The 16784-nt window shown below is 32.4% G+C and carries 22 protein-coding genes; 16 read left to right on the plus strand and 6 right to left on the minus strand.

All coding sequences use genetic code 11. The features are described from left to right. Window position 1: 1 nt before the first annotated feature. From CN601_RS17950 to CN601_RS17970, 5 genes are all read left to right on the plus strand, one after another. The gene (locus tag CN601_RS17950; RefSeq protein WP_098171836.1) at window positions 2-1120 is read left to right on the plus strand and encodes a GAF domain-containing sensor histidine kinase; all 1119 of its coding nucleotides are present in this window, start codon (window positions 2-4) and stop codon (window positions 1118-1120) included. A 13-nt stretch (window positions 1121-1133) separates the two neighbouring features. Next, window positions 1134-1781: a response regulator transcription factor gene (locus CN601_RS17955; RefSeq protein WP_098171837.1), complete on the plus strand. Its 648-nt coding sequence runs from the start codon at window positions 1134-1136 to the stop codon at window positions 1779-1781. Between the two features lie 51 nt (window positions 1782-1832). Next, window positions 1833-2795 carry a 2-dehydropantoate 2-reductase gene (panE, locus tag CN601_RS17960; RefSeq protein WP_098171838.1) on the plus strand — a complete coding sequence of 321 codons (963 nt, stop codon included), beginning with the start codon at window positions 1833-1835 and terminating at the stop codon, window positions 2793-2795. 134 nt (window positions 2796-2929) lie between these two features. Next, window positions 2930-3478 (plus strand): NADPH-dependent FMN reductase, encoded by a 549-nt coding sequence (locus tag CN601_RS17965; protein ID WP_098171839.1) that lies wholly within the window; start codon window positions 2930-2932, stop codon window positions 3476-3478. Between the two features lie 18 nt (window positions 3479-3496). Further along, window positions 3497-3898, plus strand: coding sequence for a VOC family protein (locus CN601_RS17970; protein ID WP_098171840.1), 402 nt, complete (start codon window positions 3497-3499; stop codon window positions 3896-3898). A gap of 118 nt (window positions 3899-4016) precedes the next feature. Here CN601_RS17970 and CN601_RS17975 read toward each other — a convergent pair whose 3' ends face one another. Then, on the minus strand, window positions 4017-4436 hold the full coding sequence (locus CN601_RS17975; RefSeq protein ID WP_098171841.1) for a YmaF family protein: 420 nt from the start codon (window positions 4434-4436) through the stop codon (window positions 4017-4019). Window positions 4437-4608: 172 nt separating this feature from the next. On the opposite strand from CN601_RS17975, the gene CN601_RS17980 reads away from it, so the two are divergent. The 6 genes from CN601_RS17980 (at window position 4609) to CN601_RS18005 (ending at window position 8919) form a co-directional block, all read left to right on the plus strand. Further along, a complete protein-coding gene (locus CN601_RS17980) occupies window positions 4609-5070 on the plus strand; it encodes an Lrp/AsnC family transcriptional regulator (RefSeq protein ID WP_257131737.1) in 462 nt (153 codons plus the stop codon). 25 nt (window positions 5071-5095) lie between these two features. Beyond that, complete coding sequence (locus CN601_RS17985; RefSeq protein WP_098171842.1) at window positions 5096-5710, plus strand: LysE family translocator; 615 nt, start codon at window positions 5096-5098, stop codon at window positions 5708-5710. 314 nt (window positions 5711-6024) lie between these two features. Next, complete coding sequence (locus CN601_RS17990) at window positions 6025-6453, plus strand: Rrf2 family transcriptional regulator (protein WP_098171843.1); 429 nt, start codon at window positions 6025-6027, stop codon at window positions 6451-6453. 160 nt (window positions 6454-6613) lie between these two features. Beyond that, on the plus strand, window positions 6614-7252 hold the full coding sequence (locus CN601_RS17995; RefSeq protein ID WP_098118746.1) for an NAD(P)-dependent oxidoreductase: 639 nt from the start codon (window positions 6614-6616) through the stop codon (window positions 7250-7252). Between the two features lie 220 nt (window positions 7253-7472). After that, window positions 7473-7991 carry a VanZ family protein gene (locus CN601_RS18000; RefSeq protein ID WP_098171844.1) on the plus strand — a complete coding sequence of 173 codons (519 nt, stop codon included), beginning with the start codon at window positions 7473-7475 and terminating at the stop codon, window positions 7989-7991. 193 nt (window positions 7992-8184) lie between these two features. Beyond that, window positions 8185-8919 (plus strand): alpha/beta fold hydrolase, encoded by a 735-nt coding sequence (locus tag CN601_RS18005; RefSeq protein WP_098171845.1) that lies wholly within the window; start codon window positions 8185-8187, stop codon window positions 8917-8919. Window positions 8920-9037: 118 nt separating this feature from the next. Here the strand turns inward: CN601_RS18005 and CN601_RS18010 are convergent, their stop codons facing one another. From CN601_RS18010 to CN601_RS18020, 3 genes are read right to left on the minus strand one after another with little or no spacing between them, the layout of a single operon-like run. Continuing rightward, a complete protein-coding gene (locus CN601_RS18010) occupies window positions 9038-9670 on the minus strand; it encodes a hypothetical protein (protein WP_098171846.1) in 633 nt (210 codons plus the stop codon). 12 nt (window positions 9671-9682) lie between these two features. After that, window positions 9683-10087, minus strand: a complete 405-nt coding sequence (locus CN601_RS18015) for a permease prefix domain 1-containing protein (protein ID WP_098118742.1) — start codon at window positions 10085-10087, stop codon at window positions 9683-9685. Next, complete coding sequence (locus CN601_RS18020; protein ID WP_098118741.1) at window positions 10084-10413, minus strand: PadR family transcriptional regulator; 330 nt, start codon at window positions 10411-10413, stop codon at window positions 10084-10086. Before CN601_RS18020 ends, CN601_RS18015 begins: the two co-directional genes overlap by 4 nt. Window positions 10414-10653: 240 nt before the next feature. On the opposite strand from CN601_RS18020, the gene CN601_RS18025 reads away from it, so the two are divergent. From CN601_RS18025 to CN601_RS18035, 3 genes are all read left to right on the plus strand, one after another. Beyond that, on the plus strand, window positions 10654-11955 hold the full coding sequence (locus tag CN601_RS18025) for an FAD-dependent oxidoreductase (RefSeq protein WP_098171847.1): 1302 nt from the start codon (window positions 10654-10656) through the stop codon (window positions 11953-11955). A gap of 20 nt (window positions 11956-11975) precedes the next feature. Then, window positions 11976-12857, plus strand: coding sequence for an RNA polymerase sigma factor SigJ (gene sigJ / locus CN601_RS18030; RefSeq protein ID WP_098171848.1), 882 nt, complete (start codon window positions 11976-11978; stop codon window positions 12855-12857). Between the two features lie 202 nt (window positions 12858-13059). Beyond that, a complete protein-coding gene (locus tag CN601_RS18035) occupies window positions 13060-13848 on the plus strand; it encodes an EcsC family protein (protein WP_098171849.1) in 789 nt (262 codons plus the stop codon). Window positions 13849-13918: 70 nt separating this feature from the next. Here CN601_RS18035 and CN601_RS18040 read toward each other — a convergent pair whose 3' ends face one another. Next, the gene (locus CN601_RS18040; protein WP_098118737.1) at window positions 13919-14575 is read right to left on the minus strand and encodes a glycosyltransferase; all 657 of its coding nucleotides are present in this window, start codon (window positions 14573-14575) and stop codon (window positions 13919-13921) included. A gap of 271 nt (window positions 14576-14846) precedes the next feature. Between CN601_RS18040 and CN601_RS18045 the strand changes: the two genes are divergently transcribed. Further along, window positions 14847-15380, plus strand: a complete 534-nt coding sequence (locus CN601_RS18045) for a VanZ family protein (protein WP_257131741.1) — start codon at window positions 14847-14849, stop codon at window positions 15378-15380. Window positions 15381-15402: 22 nt separating this feature from the next. Here CN601_RS18045 and CN601_RS18050 read toward each other — a convergent pair whose 3' ends face one another. Continuing rightward, window positions 15403-16110, minus strand: a complete 708-nt coding sequence (locus tag CN601_RS18050; protein ID WP_098171850.1) for a polysaccharide deacetylase family protein — start codon at window positions 16108-16110, stop codon at window positions 15403-15405. A gap of 230 nt (window positions 16111-16340) precedes the next feature. Between CN601_RS18050 and CN601_RS18055 the strand changes: the two genes are divergently transcribed. Continuing rightward, window positions 16341-16781, plus strand: coding sequence for a MarR family winged helix-turn-helix transcriptional regulator (locus tag CN601_RS18055; protein WP_098118734.1), 441 nt, complete (start codon window positions 16341-16343; stop codon window positions 16779-16781). Window positions 16782-16784 lie beyond the last annotated feature (3 nt).

The raw sequence follows: 16784 nt of genomic DNA on the forward strand, positions 1-16784 counted from the left end.
CATGAAAAAAGAATCATTTCTTTTAGAGCTACAAGTATTAAAGGAAATAGCAGAAATATTAAATGAGGGTACTGATTTATACAGTACCCTAAATTGCGCCTTAGCCAAATTAATTCAAGTAACGGGCCTAGATACAGGGTGGATTTTTTTAATAGATAATAATGGAGATTATGAATTAGTTGCATCACATGAGTTACCCCCAGCTCTTATGAACGAAGAAGCTAAACCAATGTGTAATGGCGATTGTTGGTGTGTAAATAAATATAATACAGGCAGACTTAATAAAGCATCTAACATAATGGAATGTAAAAGATTAGAGGATTCATTAATTCATAATTGGGGAGAAACGAATGGTGTCACACATCATGCGACCGTACCACTACAAGCAGGCGAAGAATCGTTTGGCTTATTAAATGTTGCGGCTTCTAATAAATTAAATTTTGACCGAGAAGAGTTGAATTTACTAGGAGCAGTCGCACTGCAAATTGGAACAGCAATTAAACGAATTCAATTAACTGAACAGGTAAAAGAATTTGAGTTGATTCAAGAAAGAAACCGACTTGCGAAGGACTTGCATGACTCAGTTAGCCAATTATTGTTTTCTATTAATGTAACTGCAAAAGCTGGTGCAAATGTTTCGGAGAGTACTAAGTTAAAAGATACATTTAATCAGATCCAACAAATTGCCCAAGAAGCACAAGCAGAAATGAAAGCTCTAATTTGGCAACTTAGGCCACAAGGAATCGAAAAAGGAATCGTTAGCGCGCTAATTAATTATGGTGAAATGCTAGGATTGACTGTAAACAGTCATGTAAAAGGTACAACAATATTGCCATCTAAAATAGAAGAAACATTATGGCGTGTCGGTCAGGAAGCCTTTAATAATTGTAGAAAACATTCAGGTCAAAATGCAGTATTTTTACAGTTATCAATTAGTACAAAGAAAGTAAAAATGACGATTCGAGATGAAGGTGTAGGTTTTATCTGCCCAAAGGATGTACAAATTCCAACATTAGGATTGAAGAGCATGAAGGAAAGAGTCGAATCGATAAAGGGATCGTTCTTAGTTGAAAGTGATTTGAACAAGGGAACAAAAATTACGACGAGGATCCCTTTTTAAGAAGGAGAATTTTATGTCTATTAAAATATTAATTGCTGATGATCATCATGTAGTTAGGAGAGGACTAATTTTCTTTTTAAATACACAGGATGGTCTTGAGGTCATTGGTGAAGCGTCAAACGGAGAAGAGGCATTAAACTTAATAAAAGAGTTAAAACCAGATATTGTAATCATGGATTTAGCGATGCCAGTTCTAGATGGGATTGAAGCAACAACACGTATTCACAATGAAGGCTTAGCTGTAAAGGTAATGATTTTAACTAGTTTTTATGATCAAGATCATATTTTACCTGCTATTGAAGCCGGTGCAGCTGGATATTATTTAAAGGATAGTGACCCAGACGAGCTTGTTTCGGCTATTCGAAAAATTTATGATGGGGAAAAACAATTTCACTCTAAGGTGACAACGCAATTAGTTTCTGTGCTTACTGGTAAGTCTGAAGCAAAACAGGAACAATCATTTCAAGATAAATTAACTAAACGAGAAATGGATGTTTTGAAGGAGATTACAAGTGGTAAGAGTAATAAAGAAATTGCGGCATCACTATTTATTACTGAAAAAACAGTGAAAACCCACGTTTCGAATATATTGGCTAAGACGCAGCTTCAAGATCGTACGCAACTAGCTCTTTATGCAATTCGAAACGGAATTTCAAAATAAACGATTGTTCAACCATTTGAGTTTTAAATTTGGATAGAGAGGGTGTTTTTGATGCGAATTCTTGTATTGGGAGCTGGAGGAGTTGGCGGCTATTTCGGAGGACGCTTAGTAGAAAAAGGAGAAGACGTTACTTTTTTAGTACGAGCTAATCGAAAAAAACAGCTTGAGGAAAACGGTTTGATCATCCGTAGTTTACACAGCGATTTTTCATTTCAACCAAATCTAATTACTACTGAGGATCCGGCCGAGATTTTTGATATCATTCTTTTTTCAACTAAGTCATATCATTTGGAAAACGCAATTAAAGATGTAAAACCGTTCGTAGGTAATCAGACTGCTATCATACCTCTTCTAAACGGAATTGCTCATTTAAATCCATTAAAACTGGCCTTCGGTGAAGATCAGGTGATTGGCGGTTTATGTTTTATTGAAACAACTCTAAATGAAGCTGGTGAAGTTGTTCAAACAAGTAAAGCCGCTAGACTTGTATTTGGAGAATTTCTTGGAAAGGAAACTGACCGTATAAGAAGAATTGCCGAAGTATTTAATGGTTCAAAAGCTGATTTCATCCAAAGTAAACAGATTGAGCGTGATATGTGGCATAAATATTTATTTATTACGGTAATGTCTGGCGTTACATCTCTTATGCGTGCCCCAATTGGTCCGATAAGGGAAAGTGAAGGTGATAGAGCCACTATCCGAGAATTATTTGAAGAATGTACTAATATTATGATTGCTTACGGTGCCCCGATAGCTGAAAATATTGTCGATGAGCATATGCGATCAATTGATGCTCTTGGGTATGATATGAAATCTTCTTTGCAGCGCGATATGGAAAAGGGTTCCCAGGTTGAGGGGGATCATTTGCAAGGGTATTTATTAGAGCTTGCCAAGAAAAAGGATATAAATGCTAAATTGCTTGAGATAGTTTATCAAAATATAAAAGTTTATCAAAAAATGCAGCAAGATCGATTCAAACAAGACAATACAATAAGCGAGCATCTCTCGGTCTGAAATCTACAACTTTAGTTGTAGATTTTTTTTATTTATATATACAACTAAACGTGTAGAAAAGTTCTATCATACGACTGAAGTATCCACTTTATTCATTGACTATACTAAAAGTACAAATCTAAGGAGTGGAAAATATGAATATTATAATGATAAATGGAAGTCCAAGAAAGGAAGGACGTACAGGTAAATTAACTTCAATTATTTCAAAAAAATACAATTTAAAAACAATTGATTTAAGTGAACTAGTATTACCTATTTACAATGGACAAGAAGAGCAAAATGAAATTGTGAATATCCAAAAATTAAGATCACAATTAGAAAATGCTGATGCAATAATCGTTGCAACACCAGAATATCATGGTGGAATGAGTGGAGCATTAAAAAATGCCTTTGACTTTTTAGGGAGTAAGCACTTTAAAGATAAACCAGTTTCAATAATGGCTGTATCCGGTGGTGGAAAAGGTGGAATTAATGCGCTTAATAACATGAGAATCGTTTTAAGAGCTTTATATGCAAATATATTATCGAAACAAGTTGTCATCGACCCATCGGATTTTGTCTCAGAAGGGACAGGATTGGGAGAAAATATTTCTTATTTAGTAGACGGATTAATTCAAGAATTGAAGCTTTACACACAATTATCTAAAAAACTAAACGAAGAATGGGCAGCATCAAACTATTAAAGGATAAAGGTGATGACAATGAGAAACTGGGTTCAATTTAGAATTGCAAGACCTACCGATCAGCTAGCTGAAATAAACAAGTTTTATGGTGAAGGGCTTGGCCTAAAATGCGTAGGAGGATTCCAAAATCACGATGGTTATGATGGAATCATGTTTGGTTTACCGAATGTTGAATACCATCTAGAGTTTACTCAACACATTGATGGAAGTCCATGTCCTGCTCCAACTAAGGATAATCTTTTAGTATTTTATATGCCAGATCAAGCTGAAATTAACCTAGTTAAATCGCGATTAAATAACTTGGGATACTTCGACGTTGAACCTGAGAATTCTTATTGGCTTGGCAAAAGTATCACATTTGAGGACCCGGACGGTTGGAGGATTGTGTTAATGAATACTGACGGGTTGAAGGATACATGAGTCCATATTTACCTGTAAATAGAAAGCATACTGAAAGGACCTTCTAAGAAGGTCCATAATTTATTCTAAATAAAAGTTATGTATATGCACTATACATAAGTTGAATTTTAAAGTTGCACTAAACCAATGGTCGATCTATTAAAGTTGCAAATTCAAGATCATGTTCATGATCATCATTAATCGTTGTCATGCCTTTAACAAAGTGAACATGCTTACCATTTCCTACAGGTATAGGAGGACCAGTTTCAATAATAACCTCGTGATGATGATCTAGAAAATCTGTATTTACTACAATGCGGTGTACATGGCTGTGTCGACCTTTGGGAATGACTTCACTTGTGACTCCAGCAAATCGATGGTTATGCCGATCGTCATTTTCTTCTGCTAATTTAGTGCTAGCTACAAATTCATGTACATGTGTTTGAGGTTTTTCTTCTGACCGTTTTAATTCTTCCTCTTCGTTTGACACTTTTTCTGCTTCTTCATTAGATTCTCTTTCTCTTATTCTCCTCCGATATTCAAACGGGTCTCTTTTCATAAAATGGAGCCTCCTTCAATCAAGATTGTCTACCTTTTTCATCTTATTAGTGCAAGTAAACAAATATGTTTTTTTTAGGTCGAAAATTAGAAGGTATTTATTGAAAAACATTGATTAACTTTCAAAAAATAAGTAAAATTAAATAAAACTTACAAAAAGAAGGTTTTAATATATGGATACTTATGATTTGAAGATAATTAATCACTTAATGGATAATTCTAGAATGAAGTGGGCGGATTTAGCTAGTGAGGTTGGTTTATCAGCACCAGCTACTGCTGAGCGTGTAAACCGATTAGTTGAACAAGGTGTAATCAAAGGATTTGGTGTATTAATCGATTCAGAAAAAGTCGGTAGCGAATTAACAGCATTTGTAGCTGTCTCGCTTGAACGACCTGAAAATAGAGCACCATTTTTAGAGCTTGTTAATCAATTAGAGGAAGTACAGGAATGCCACCATATTGCAGGTGAAGATGATTATTTACTAAAAATAAGAAGTAGAAATACGAAGGACTTAGATCGAGTAATTAGTCATGAGATAAAAGGGTTAAAAGGCGTAGTAAGAAGTAAGAACAAAAACAACAATTGTAATGGATACAACGAAAGAAACTTTTCGACTACCCTTGCAAAAGCATAAATTTTCGATTGAGTAGGAGGTTAATATGAATTTTGAAATTTACATTAAAGGATTATTAATCGGCTTATCAATTGCTGCACCTGTAGGCCCAATTGGAGTGCTATGTATACGTAGAACACTGGCTCATGGAAGAATGGTTGGTTTAGTTTCTGGACTTGGGGCAGCAACTGCAGATGGTATTTATGGACTTATCGCAGGCTTTGGTTTAACGGTCATTATGAATTTTTTAATTGGTCAGCATGTTTGGATTCAATTAATTGGTGGTTTTTTTCTATGTTATTTAGGTGTAAAAACACTTATTTCAAAAGCTAGCTATACACAATCTGATACACAAAAGAAAAATATGATAAATGCATTTCTATCGGTTTTATTTTTAACGCTAACAAACCCAATGACAATTTTATCATTTATTGCCATTTTTGCGGGTTTAGGTATTTCGAATTCAGCTAGTAATATTGGAACTTCTATTATTTTAGTATTAGGCGTTTTTAGTGGATCAAGTTTATGGTGGATCATTTTAAGTAGTGGTGTAGGATTATTTAGAAATCGAATTAATAATCAATCTTTAACACTAATTAATCGTCTATCAGGTATTATCATTATTATTTTTGGTGGCATAGCTTTATATGGACTAATGTAATATTAATGAGCTCAAACTTGGCAGCCATTTCAACATAAAATTACTCTTAAAATAGGAAAGGAAGCTATAAACTACTTATAGCTTCTTTTATTTATAGTTTTATTAATCCCAGTTTTCGATCTAATGTTTTAATTTTAGTAAAAAAATAAAACATACCATTTATTTAAAATAAGTATTATAAATTGCTTATCTTTTAGGAGTAATAAAGGTTATTTTATATAAAAATATAAACACCAATCGGATTGTGTAAAATAAATATTGTTGACATTTTTTTATGGTTGTAACTATAATGGTTACATCGGAGGTTGAATCCTATGAAAATCAGTAGTCGTTTTACCGTTGCTGTCCATGTTTTATCTCTTGTTACGATTGAAAATAGCACACTTTGTACTTCTGAATGGATTGCAGAAAGTGTGAATACAAATCCAGTCGTAATAAGGAGAGTGATGGGAAAACTTAAGAATGCTGGCTTAATTCAAGTTCGACGAGGAACAGGTGGAGCTACACTTCAAAAGTCTTTAAGTGAGATAACTCTTCTAGATGTTTATCGAGCAGTTGAAGTAGTTGAAGAAGGTGAACTTTTTCAATTTCATGAGAAACCGAATCCGAACTGTCCAGTCGGTGCAAATATCCAGGCAGTGCTAGAATTAATATTAAATCGCGCACAAGAAGCAATGGAAAAAATACTGGATGATGTTACAATGGAAGAATTGGTTACAGTATTAAGTAAAAAAATTGGATAACAATATTCAATTTTTTTTATAAATGATGTAACTAAAACAGTTACATCTATAAGAAGTTTTATTTTTTTGAAATAGTTGTAACTATTCATGTTACAACGAGTGAGTAATGAATCTGGATTTTAATCCAAATAAATAATTAAACCTTTAGGAGGAAAAAATGATGAAGATTGGTATTATTGGAGCTACAGGGAAAGCAGGAAGTCTTATTTTGAAGGAAGCTGTTGAAAGAGGTCACGAGGTAACAGCAATCGTAAGAGATGCTTCTAAACTAACTAATAAAACAATATCTGTTTTAGAAAAGGATTTATTTGATTTAAATTCAGCAGACTTAAAGCAATTTGACGTTGTCGTTAATGCATTTAAAGCAGCTAATGGTCAAGAACATCTTTATCTGGAAGCTGGAAATGTTTTAATTAATGCTTTAAAAAATGCTGAAACTAGATTAGTAGTTGTTGGTGGTGCAGGAAGTTTATTTGTTGATGAAGAACAAAAGATCCAGCTAGTTGACACTCCTGAGTTTCCAAAGGAATATTATGCAACTGCATCAAAAATGACAAAAGGTCTTCAAGATTTACAAAAAACAACGGATGTAAATTGGACGTTTATTAGTCCAGCAGCATTTTTCGATCCAAACGGAAAAAGAACTGGGACTTATCAAAAAGGAAAAGACAATTTTATTGTAAATAAAAAAGGTGATAGTTACGTAAGCTATGCCGACTATGCAATTGCATTAGTGGATGAAATTGAAAATCCTCAGCATTTAAATGAACGTTTTACGTTAGTTTCTGAAGCAGAATAATTTTTGAAAAGCGATTCTTTTGAAGAGTCGCTTTTTTATATTATTAAATATAAAATCTCTGTTAATTTAGATTGTTGATCTCTTATCTAATACGACATCGCTGTGAATTTAAGAAAAATTTAAGATTTACCCCACTCTTTCTTTAATTTGTTTCCACTATCCTTTAAGTTAGGTTTGCTACATTAATAAAGTAGTTATTTAAAAAATATGACCTAACTACATGATAACAGCAAGAACTGGGGGAGAAATTTTGGGAAATAAAAAATTGACATTCGTGTTATTCATAATCTATTTATTAGCACTTAATTGGTTAGTCCTATTTAAGTTGCAGTTTTCCTTTGATCAAATAACTAGGGTGCGTGTAATTAATTTGATTCCACTTAATGGGTCTGTCTTTTCTGAGGTGTATAACAATATAAGGATTTTTGTGCCGTTTGGTATTTATATATGTATGTTGAAAAGTAATTGGTCTTTTAAGAAGAAACTACTTTCGTTTTTTGGTTTAACTCTGGCATTTGAGGTTATACAGTATGTTTTAGCAATCGGTATAAGTGATATTACTGATATACTGGCCAATACCCTTGGCGGTTTATTCGGGATTGGAATCTATGAATTTTTATTTAAGATATTTAAGCATAGAACAAATAAATTTATTAATTTACTTGCATTGGTGTTAACGTCTTTTGCATTATTATTTATTATCTTTATATTTAAAAGGCACAGGATCCTTTTTATGTAGTGTATAGTAGCCCGTAGTACGGTAGAGTGGCTTAATTTCACAATATATGATTTTGGCATTCTTAATTGCTATGTATTAATTTGAATTTTATTAATCAAACTAAAATTACTTTAAAGTTCGGTATCTGGAATATAAATTTTAATTTCATATTACCGATTATCTCGAAATCTTAAATTAAAGTGGGTGCAGTTTGATGAAAAGAATAATAAAGTACAGCGTTATTAGTATTGTTGTGATACTATTACTTGCATTTGGAGGATTTTATATTTGGTCTCAACAGACGTATAGTCCATCAAAGGAGTTGTATTCATTAGTTGGCAATGTGAATACTGATAATAAACACCATTGGGAAGTTTTTAAACCTAAAGTGAATAAAGAAACTGGAATCATTTTATATCCTGGAGCTAAAGTTGAGCCCGAAGCTTACAGTTATTTTGCAAAAGGACTAGCAAATGATGGATATACGGTTATTATTCCAAGTGTTAAGTTTAATTTTGCAATTTTTGATGTGGATAAGGCTGAGCAAGTAATGAAAAGTTATTCTTCTATAAAGAAATGGTATATTAGTGGGCACTCCCTTGGCGGAGCTTCTGCAGCTGCTTATGCCTATAAGAATCCGAAAAAGATAGAGGGGATCATCTTTCTAGGATCGTATCCAGGGAATTCTAATGACTTTTCTAATTCGAATTTACCTATGCTATCGCTATATGCGGAACATGATGGCTTATCTACAATGTCAAAAATTAAAGAAACTAAACATTTATTATCACAGGATGCTACTATGTATGAGGTGCTAGGTGGTAACCATGCTCAATTTGGGATGTATGGAAAACAAAAAGGAGATAAAAAAGCTACAATTACAGCGAAACAACAACAAGATAAAATAATTGAAGTCACAACGAAATGGCTAGATGCTCAGAGGAAATGATGATCTTAATCCTTTATTATTTATTTGAAAGTGTACCATTAGAGTACCTGGGTCAATAAAGGAAAAATAAAAAGGACTTCTAATTTGAAGTCCACTAAGCTAAACGTACAATTATTCTCTATATTTGCTTCTTTTTATATCCATAAAAATACATGCTCAGCGGCCACCAAATGACTGCAAAAATTGGATATACTGCCCAAATTGTATTAGGAGTAGAAATGATATTTACAATAATAAAGAAAATACTAATAAAAATGCTAGCCGTAAAAGAAAATGCGACAAACGCTTTGAGTTTTGCATAATAAACTGATAGCGGCCACCAAATAATCGCAAATGCTGGATAAATCACCCACGGATATTCAGGAGATGCGATCAAATTTAATAAGCCATAATAAGCAATTGTTATGATACTACCAATAAGTGCGATCGATAATGTTCTAGCTTTCTTACCTAAATGCAAGAAGATAGGCCAACTTATAATTGGCAAAGCGGAATAAAAAAACCAAAGATAATCAGGTGAATGAATTAAGTTTTCTGTTAGCAAAAATGCAAGAAGTACAATACTGCCGAAAACTGAGAATTGTTTTAACGATCTTTTCCCAATGAAATATAGGCTAACGGGCCAAAATAAAATGAAAAAACATGGGTAAATGAACCAAACTGTACCAGGTGATGTAACAAAATTTACGATCATGAAAAAGAGCATAGTCATAATGCATCCAGCTGTTGCGAAACCAAGATAATTTTTCACTATTTATTCACCTCACTTTTTTCGTTGCCAGTAGAAGTACATAGAAAGTGGCCACCATAATAGTCCAAACGTTGGGTAGACAAACCAAATTGTCTTTGGTGTGTAGTAAAAATTAATAAATAAGAAGAAAGCGATTAGTAAGCCACTTCCCCATATTGAATAGGCTAAATTTAGCTTTGCAAAGTTACCTTTTTTTCGATCTGGTTTCTTTACACCAAGTTCTTTCTTTAATTCGTCAATGTCTCCAAATTCAACGATTGCTTTATTTATAGCATCTTCTTCTTCTTTGCCATTTTCCATTAAATACATGACTTTTTCTTCTAGATTTTGAATGATTTCTTGTTTCACTATTTCTGACTGTTCCGTTTTTGGAACATCTTTAAATAGTTCTTCAATATGATTTCTAATTTTTCTCATCGTATCTCCTCCATAAATAAATCGATAATTTCTTTGACTTCCTGCCATTCTTTCACTAGTTCACTTAAATATGCTTTACCTAATGTAGTAATCTTGTAATATTTTCTTTTTCCACCGTGTGTAATATCACCAAAATAAGCTTCCACTAGTTCCTTTTTTTCTAAACGTTGAAAAACTGCGTATAAAGTAGCTTCCTTAATTTGAAACCGATTATCTGTACGTAGTCCAATTTCTTGAGATATTTCATAACCATATCGATCCTTCTCAGAAATTAGTTTTAATATGATTGAGTCAAGATGCCCTCGTATGATGTCACTTCTAACCATAATTCACCTTCTAAATTATATTATTCTATCTGATAGAGTAATGTTAACAATAATTACTCTATCTGTCAAAGTAATTTTATGTTTTTATCATCATTACTATTCCAAAATGGCGCACAAAGCCCGTCCGAAGAATAAAATAAGCTTTTAGTTTATTTTTCTTTGTTCTGCTCTACTATATGTCACGTTTTTTATTTTTCATTCGTCTTAATTAATGAACGATGGAAAGGGAGCTGAAATAGGATGTTAAATCAAATAAATAATAGTCAAAAATGGGATGTTGTTGTATTAGGTGGAGGTATCGCTGGTTTGACTGCAGCGATTTATTTAGCTCAAACTGGAAAAAAGGTATTAATTTTGGAAAAAGGATCTAAAGTAGGTGGTAGAGGTATTTCTAATCAAGTCGGGAACGCTCAGTTAAATCTTGGAGCACATGCGTTATATACAAACTGTATTGAGATTTTAAATGAAGTAGGAGTTAAATTGTCTGGCAAAATTCCAAAATTGAGTGGTTCATTTATTTTTGGAGATCAGTTTGAGCAAATGAAAGTGATTGAGGCATACAATTTATTTTTGGGGAATCATTTAAAGTGGAAAGAGAAAATGGAATTTATTCGCTTTTATCGACAAATCCGTAAAATGGATATAGATGAATTAAATTGTATTAGTTTAGAAGAGTATTTGAATAATAATATAACGAGTAATCGCGTGAAAAATTTAATATTAGCGTTCATACGTTTATCTACTTTTACTTGTAACTCTGAACTTTTAAGTGCTGGAGTGGCGATAGGTCAACTTCGTAGCGCAAAAGTAATGTATATAAATGAGGGATGGCAAGCAATTGTTAATGACTTGGTTAAAACTGCAGAACAACATGGTGTTGCAATTCAAAAAAGTTCATCAGTATGTAAAGTTAATGGCACTTATCCAAATATAAATCTCGAACTACGAAATGATACTAGTATTTCCACTAAATGTTTATTATCAACGATTAATCCAGTTGATTTAGTTAAGCTAATTGATGAGCCAGTCTCAGATTCATTTTTACAGAAATGTAGTCAAATGATCCCGATAAAAGCTGCATGCTTAGATCTTGTCATGCGTGGTTTACCAAATCCAAAACTCAATTTTGCTTTAGGTATAGATCAGCCATGGTATTTTTCGAATCATTCTACAGTTGCTAACCTAACGACTGAACAAGGAGAAGTTGTTGTCCATCTAATGAAATATTTAAACTCGGTTAACGAAACAGATCCGTCAAAAGATGAGGAAGAGCTAGAGGGCTTGCTTGATTTACTTCAACCTGGATGGAGAGATTATGTCATTTCACGTCGATATCTTCCTAAGTTAATTGTTTCTAATGATATAAAAAAACCATTGGAAAGCTTAAATAGCAGTTTATTAAATAGAGAAGTAGGTGTAGATGGCATTTTTGTCGCAGGAGATTGGGTTGGTCAAATGGAACTTCTATTGAATGCATCATTGACTAGCGCAAAAAGCGCTGCAAATTTAATAAATGAAAAGCTTGCTTTTCAACTAATTTAATAATAGGGGTGAGAAAGTTTATGGAGGTAGACGATCTATATTCTCAATATAAGCCACTTCTATTTTCGATAGGTTATAGTATGCTTGGTTCAATTGAGGATTCGGAGGATTTAGTACAGGATACATTTCTCGCAGTTCAAAAATTGAATCACGCCGCAAAAGATGAGCCAAATAATATGAAAGCTTATTTATGCAAAATTATGACCAATCGCTGCCTAGACGTATTAAAATCATCTAAACATAAAAGGGAAGTCTACATTGGACCGTGGCTACCAGAACCAATCATTCAAAACTTACCTGAGGATCTAAATAGAGATCCAATCGAGAAGATGATTTTGGATGAAACGATTACCTATGCGTTTTTAGTATTAATAGAACGGTTAAATCCAACCGAAAGAGCAGTATTTGTATTACGTGAAGCCTTTGACTTTGATTTTCGTACAATAGCGAACATTTTAAATAAAACTGAATTAAATTGCCGGAAAATATTTAGTAGACTTCAACGTAAAATCCAAATAAAGGATGCAGCTACAAAACAAAATCTTAATCATGAACTAGACATTGCTAAACGATTTATAGAAGCAGCGGAAACTGGTAATTTAGATATGTTAATATCACTTCTAACCGAAGATATTATACTAATTACAGATGCTGGTGGTAAAACGAAAGCTGCTCTACGTCCAATAAATCTACAGAAAAATGTGGTTGCATTTCTGACCGGAATAAGAAAGAAAATAACTACCCCTTCTGAAATTCAATGTGTTTTGGTAAATAATCAAATTGGCTTAATGGTAAAAGCTGAGGGAGAAGAAGCAACTGTAATTTGTTTTGAAATAGAAGATGACCGTTATCGAAGAATTTATATGATTCGAAATCCGGATAAAATCAGATTTTTAGATTAAAGTTCAATTAGAGGGAATCCCATAGGTTTATGGGGACCCTCGTTTTTTTTCAAGAGAGAAGTTAAGCGGAAATAAGTAAGTAAATGAGTATGTCAGAAATACTAGCTCATTAGACATTCTCATTTAGATTTTTGTATTATTAACGTTAAGCAATATAGTTTAATGATTGAATATGTTTAAAGAATAATTGTTAGGAGTGCATATGGAAACGAAAGAGTACTTAATAAGGCAGCTTAATGAAATTGAAAAATGGGAAAAGGATCAAAAAAGCGCATTTTTTTGGGAGAAAATTGGCAGAATTCCTTTTATGATTTTAGATAAAATAACGCCGAAATTTGTTCATGATAAAATTGGTCTAATTTTGGATGAACTATCAAAATATGTTAATGCAGGTGGTCAATATTTAGTTAGTGTTCCAGCAACTCTTACGAAGATGAGCAGGGAACTTTCTATTCAAGAGATATCTGATGTAGAGATGGTAAATCAGCTTAGTCTTGAACAAATGGATCAGGTTTCAAATGCTTTTATTTCTAGCCGTAAACAATTCGCAAAGGTTCAAGGAGCGACTACAGGATTTGGTGGAATGTTTACGATTGCTATAGATATTCCAATATTGTTAGGTCTTACACTAAAGACACTTCAAGAAATAGCAATTTCTTATGGTTATGATCCAAATGAACAAACGGAGAGAGTTTTTATTATAAAATGTTTACAGTTTACGTCAGCGGATATAGTTGGAAAAAAGGCGATATTAGAAGAGTTAACAAATATTGAAGGAAAAAAAGCATTTTCTCAAATAGAAGGTTGGAGAGAAGTATTCTATACATACCGTGACAATATGGGTTGGAAAAAGCTGTTCCAAATGATTCCAATTGCTGGCCTAATATTCGGTGCATATGTAAATAAGCAGGCAATTGAAGATGTTGGTGAAGCAGGTAGAATGTTATATAAGAAGAGACGCATTCTTGAGAGACTGAATCATGTAGAATAAACAAGAAAAAGATGAATTTAGTTTAGAGCTAAATTCATCTTTTTTTTGAATTCATAAATCAAACGTTTGTTTAATTTTTAAACTTATTTGGGAATTGCTTAATTATCCCTGCAGATAATGCATCTGCTAAAACGTTTATGTGGTGTAGACCATCATCAAATGCTTTTACATTTCCGGCCCAATCCATTTTTATTCTAGTTACTACTTCATTTGTTACCATTTTTAAGTGTACGTATAGTAAATTCTTTAAAGCTTGATTTGACCAATTAGGATTTGCTTTGCTTAAAAACGCAGCAATATCGTCTGCATTTTTGAACCATTGATCATTTAGTGTTTTTAATGTTGTCATATCATTTGCTTTGGCAGCATCAACAATTTTACCAGCTAATACGATATGGTCGGTTAATAATTTAGCAAGTTGATCCCCAGCGGCATCACCATAATATGGTTTAATTGCATTTCCAATATCTTGTTGGTTCCTTAAAAGTCGAGCAAGTACGATATCTTTATCAGGTAAGCCCGCAACTGCACTTACAATATATTTGCTAGTCCAAATTGTGTGATCGTTCCAAAGCTTTCTCATATCACCTTGGAATTTACATGCCGAGTTACTTACACATTTTCCGTGAACTCGAGTATCAACCTCCTCAGCACCTGTTTTAATTGGAGCTAAAAATAATGCAAAACATAAAAAAACAGTTGTTAATTTCAGTAATTGTTTCTTCATCTAGACGTCTCCTTTGAGAAATATTCAAAATGTACCAATATTATTTTGGATTTTTTTTCTAGTAATATTCATAAATTTTTATGTCTTTTTGTTTGGGAAATCGAAGAACATCAAAAATAATACTATTTTCATATATAAAAAATAGTGATTTTAATATAATATTAAAATGAACTAATGGTTAAAAATGGAAAAAACTTTCAACGATATTAATTTCTTTGAAGATGAAAGGGGCGTTGATTTGTTAAATTATTTGTATCCTAGTATTTTTGTTATGTCTTTTTTTATTTTATACTTTGGCTATAGATTCCTAAGGAGTTATATTACTTTACAAAAATATTTATATTGGATAATCTTTGGAGTCTACTTTACATTCCTCATTGATTTAACTTTGTTTCCATTTCCCTATCAAAAATATTTAATACAAATCATGATTGAAGACAGATTAGGTGATTTAAACAATTTTGTTCCCTTTAAGGGAGTAGTAGATATTATAAGGAGTGGCTCATTTACAATTGCTCTAAAACAAATTGGTGGAAATATTTTATTATTTATTCCATTTGGATTAGCATGGCCGATTCTCTTTCCGAAGATTATGAAACGTAAAACGATTTTAATTGGTTTTTCTTTAAGCTTAGTAATTGAATTAACTCAAGGGATAGCTGGATTATTCTTAGGTTACAATTATAGATCTTGTGATATCGATGATTTAATCTTAAATACGCTTGGCACAGCATTAGGAATCTTTATCTATTGTGTAAGAACAAATTTTTATATTAAATCAGACCTAGTTGAGGATAAATGTTAAAAAAAAGACAAGTTGCAAAATGCTACTTGTCTTTTAGTTTCTGAAGTTCATTCACCGTGACAAACTTATATCCTTCATTAGATAGTAAATCTAAAATCCCTTTAATTGTCGCCAATTCTTTACCAGTTTTATCATACATCGGATGAATTAAAATAATTGAACCTGGTTTAATATTTTTCTTTACATAATTCAATTTGTCTTCGGTATTCGTGTAAAAAGTATCTGGTTCTATATTCCACGTAATTGTATCTCGATGATGCTTATGCAAGTAATACGGTAAACCAAATAGTTTTTTTCCATTCGGAGGACGGAAGTCGATTTCACCTTTATAGCCTGCTTTGCGGATTAATTTGTCTGTTTTTTCAATTTCGCTTTTAATGTAGGAAGGTGATTTTAGCACCATTCTGTTATGAGAGTATGTATGGTTACCAACTTGTTGTCCTGCATCTACGATTTTTTTAGCTTCCTCTGGATTCTTTTTAATTTCATTGCCGATTAGAAAAAAGGTAGCTTTCGCATTATATTGGTCTAGAAGAGGTAGAATTTGATCAACATTTTTAGTTGGACCGTCATCAAATGTAAGAGCCACTACTTTTTGGTTTGTATGTACCTCGTTAGTTAATCCCCCAAATAGTTGAAAAGATCTTGCGTTCATTAGTTTATACAACCCGTATAAGACAAGAAACAAAATGACAATACTTACAATTATTTTTAGTAGTCGTTTTTTCATATATTATACCTTTCTTTCTAGTTAGTAAAAATTAAACATAATTATATCATCAAAAATTATAAAAAGAATAAAAGAAGGAAATTAAAGGGAATTTATATATGTTGAAAGAAATAGTGTAATAAAGCGCTTAAAAGTTTATTTATGAAAACAAAATTAGCCAAAACCATTTACTTGCTAATTTATCAGTTTAGTATTAAACTGATAACAAGATCGATCAAAGAGGTGCAAAAATGTTAAATAGTCATAATGAATCTTCTACAAGTAAATCAAAAAATTTAGCAGTTTTACTTTGGTTTCGATTAGCGCGTTTTTATCTTAAAAATGTTAGAGAATCAAATACTCAATTGAAAAAATGGGGACTGACGACTGCTCAATTTGATGTCATTGTTCACGTGGGTAGAAATAAGCGTCTTACTCAGCAAGAATTAGCAGATAAATTAGTTGTTACAAAAGGAAATGTAACGCATTTATTAAAGAAAATGGAAGAGCTCCAGTGGATAAAAAGAGAAGTAGAATGGAAAAACAAATACCTCTCTTTAACAGATTTGGGTCAAAAAATGTATGAAGAAATTGTTCCTACACAAGAGGAGTTTCAACAAGTTCAATTCAGCAAATTGACTGAAGAAGAACAATTACAATTACTTAACTTATTAAGGAAATTAAATAAATAAAGT

It is taken from the genome of Bacillus sp. AFS017336 (assembly GCF_002555445.1).
GTDB lineage: Bacteria > Bacillota > Bacilli > Bacillales > Bacillaceae_G > Gottfriedia.

Bases quoted from the DNA above. Each gene is read 5' to 3' on its own strand.
- CN601_RS17955 (WP_098171837.1), top strand. From the start codon at position 1,134: ATGTCTATTAAAATATTAATTGCTGATGATCATCATGTAGTTAGGAGA.
- CN601_RS17965 (WP_098171839.1), top strand. From the start codon at position 2,930: ATGAATATTATAATGATAAATGGAAGTCCAAGAAAGGAAGGACGTACA.
- CN601_RS18045 (WP_257131741.1), top strand. From the start codon at position 14,847: ATGTCTTTTTTTATTTTATACTTTGGCTATAGATTCCTAAGGAGTTAT.
- CN601_RS17995 (WP_098118746.1), top strand. From the start codon at position 6,614: ATGAAGATTGGTATTATTGGAGCTACAGGGAAAGCAGGAAGTCTTATT.
- CN601_RS17980 (WP_257131737.1), top strand. From the start codon at position 4,609: ATGGATACTTATGATTTGAAGATAATTAATCACTTAATGGATAATTCT.
- CN601_RS18005 (WP_098171845.1), top strand. From the start codon at position 8,185: ATGAAAAGAATAATAAAGTACAGCGTTATTAGTATTGTTGTGATACTA.
- CN601_RS18040 (WP_098118737.1), bottom strand. From the start codon at position 14,575: ATGAAGAAACAATTACTGAAATTAACAACTGTTTTTTTATGTTTTGCA.
- CN601_RS18050 (WP_098171850.1), bottom strand. From the start codon at position 16,110: ATGAAAAAACGACTACTAAAAATAATTGTAAGTATTGTCATTTTGTTT.
- CN601_RS18000 (WP_098171844.1), top strand. From the start codon at position 7,473: ATGATAACAGCAAGAACTGGGGGAGAAATTTTGGGAAATAAAAAATTG.
- CN601_RS18020 (WP_098118741.1), bottom strand. From the start codon at position 10,413: ATGGTTAGAAGTGACATCATACGAGGGCATCTTGACTCAATCATATTA.
- CN601_RS17990 (WP_098171843.1), top strand. From the start codon at position 6,025: ATGAAAATCAGTAGTCGTTTTACCGTTGCTGTCCATGTTTTATCTCTT.
- CN601_RS18015 (WP_098118742.1), bottom strand. From the start codon at position 10,087: ATGAGAAAAATTAGAAATCATATTGAAGAACTATTTAAAGATGTTCCA.
- CN601_RS17970 (WP_098171840.1), top strand. From the start codon at position 3,497: ATGAGAAACTGGGTTCAATTTAGAATTGCAAGACCTACCGATCAGCTA.
- CN601_RS17975 (WP_098171841.1), bottom strand. From the start codon at position 4,436: ATGAAAAGAGACCCGTTTGAATATCGGAGGAGAATAAGAGAAAGAGAA.
- CN601_RS18035 (WP_098171849.1), top strand. From the start codon at position 13,060: ATGGAAACGAAAGAGTACTTAATAAGGCAGCTTAATGAAATTGAAAAA.
- sigJ (WP_098171848.1), top strand. From the start codon at position 11,976: ATGGAGGTAGACGATCTATATTCTCAATATAAGCCACTTCTATTTTCG.
- CN601_RS17985 (WP_098171842.1), top strand. From the start codon at position 5,096: ATGAATTTTGAAATTTACATTAAAGGATTATTAATCGGCTTATCAATT.
- CN601_RS18025 (WP_098171847.1), top strand. From the start codon at position 10,654: ATGTTAAATCAAATAAATAATAGTCAAAAATGGGATGTTGTTGTATTA.
- CN601_RS18055 (WP_098118734.1), top strand. From the start codon at position 16,341: ATGTTAAATAGTCATAATGAATCTTCTACAAGTAAATCAAAAAATTTA.
- CN601_RS17950 (WP_098171836.1), top strand. From the start codon at position 2: ATGAAAAAAGAATCATTTCTTTTAGAGCTACAAGTATTAAAGGAAATA.
- panE (WP_098171838.1), top strand. From the start codon at position 1,833: ATGCGAATTCTTGTATTGGGAGCTGGAGGAGTTGGCGGCTATTTCGGA.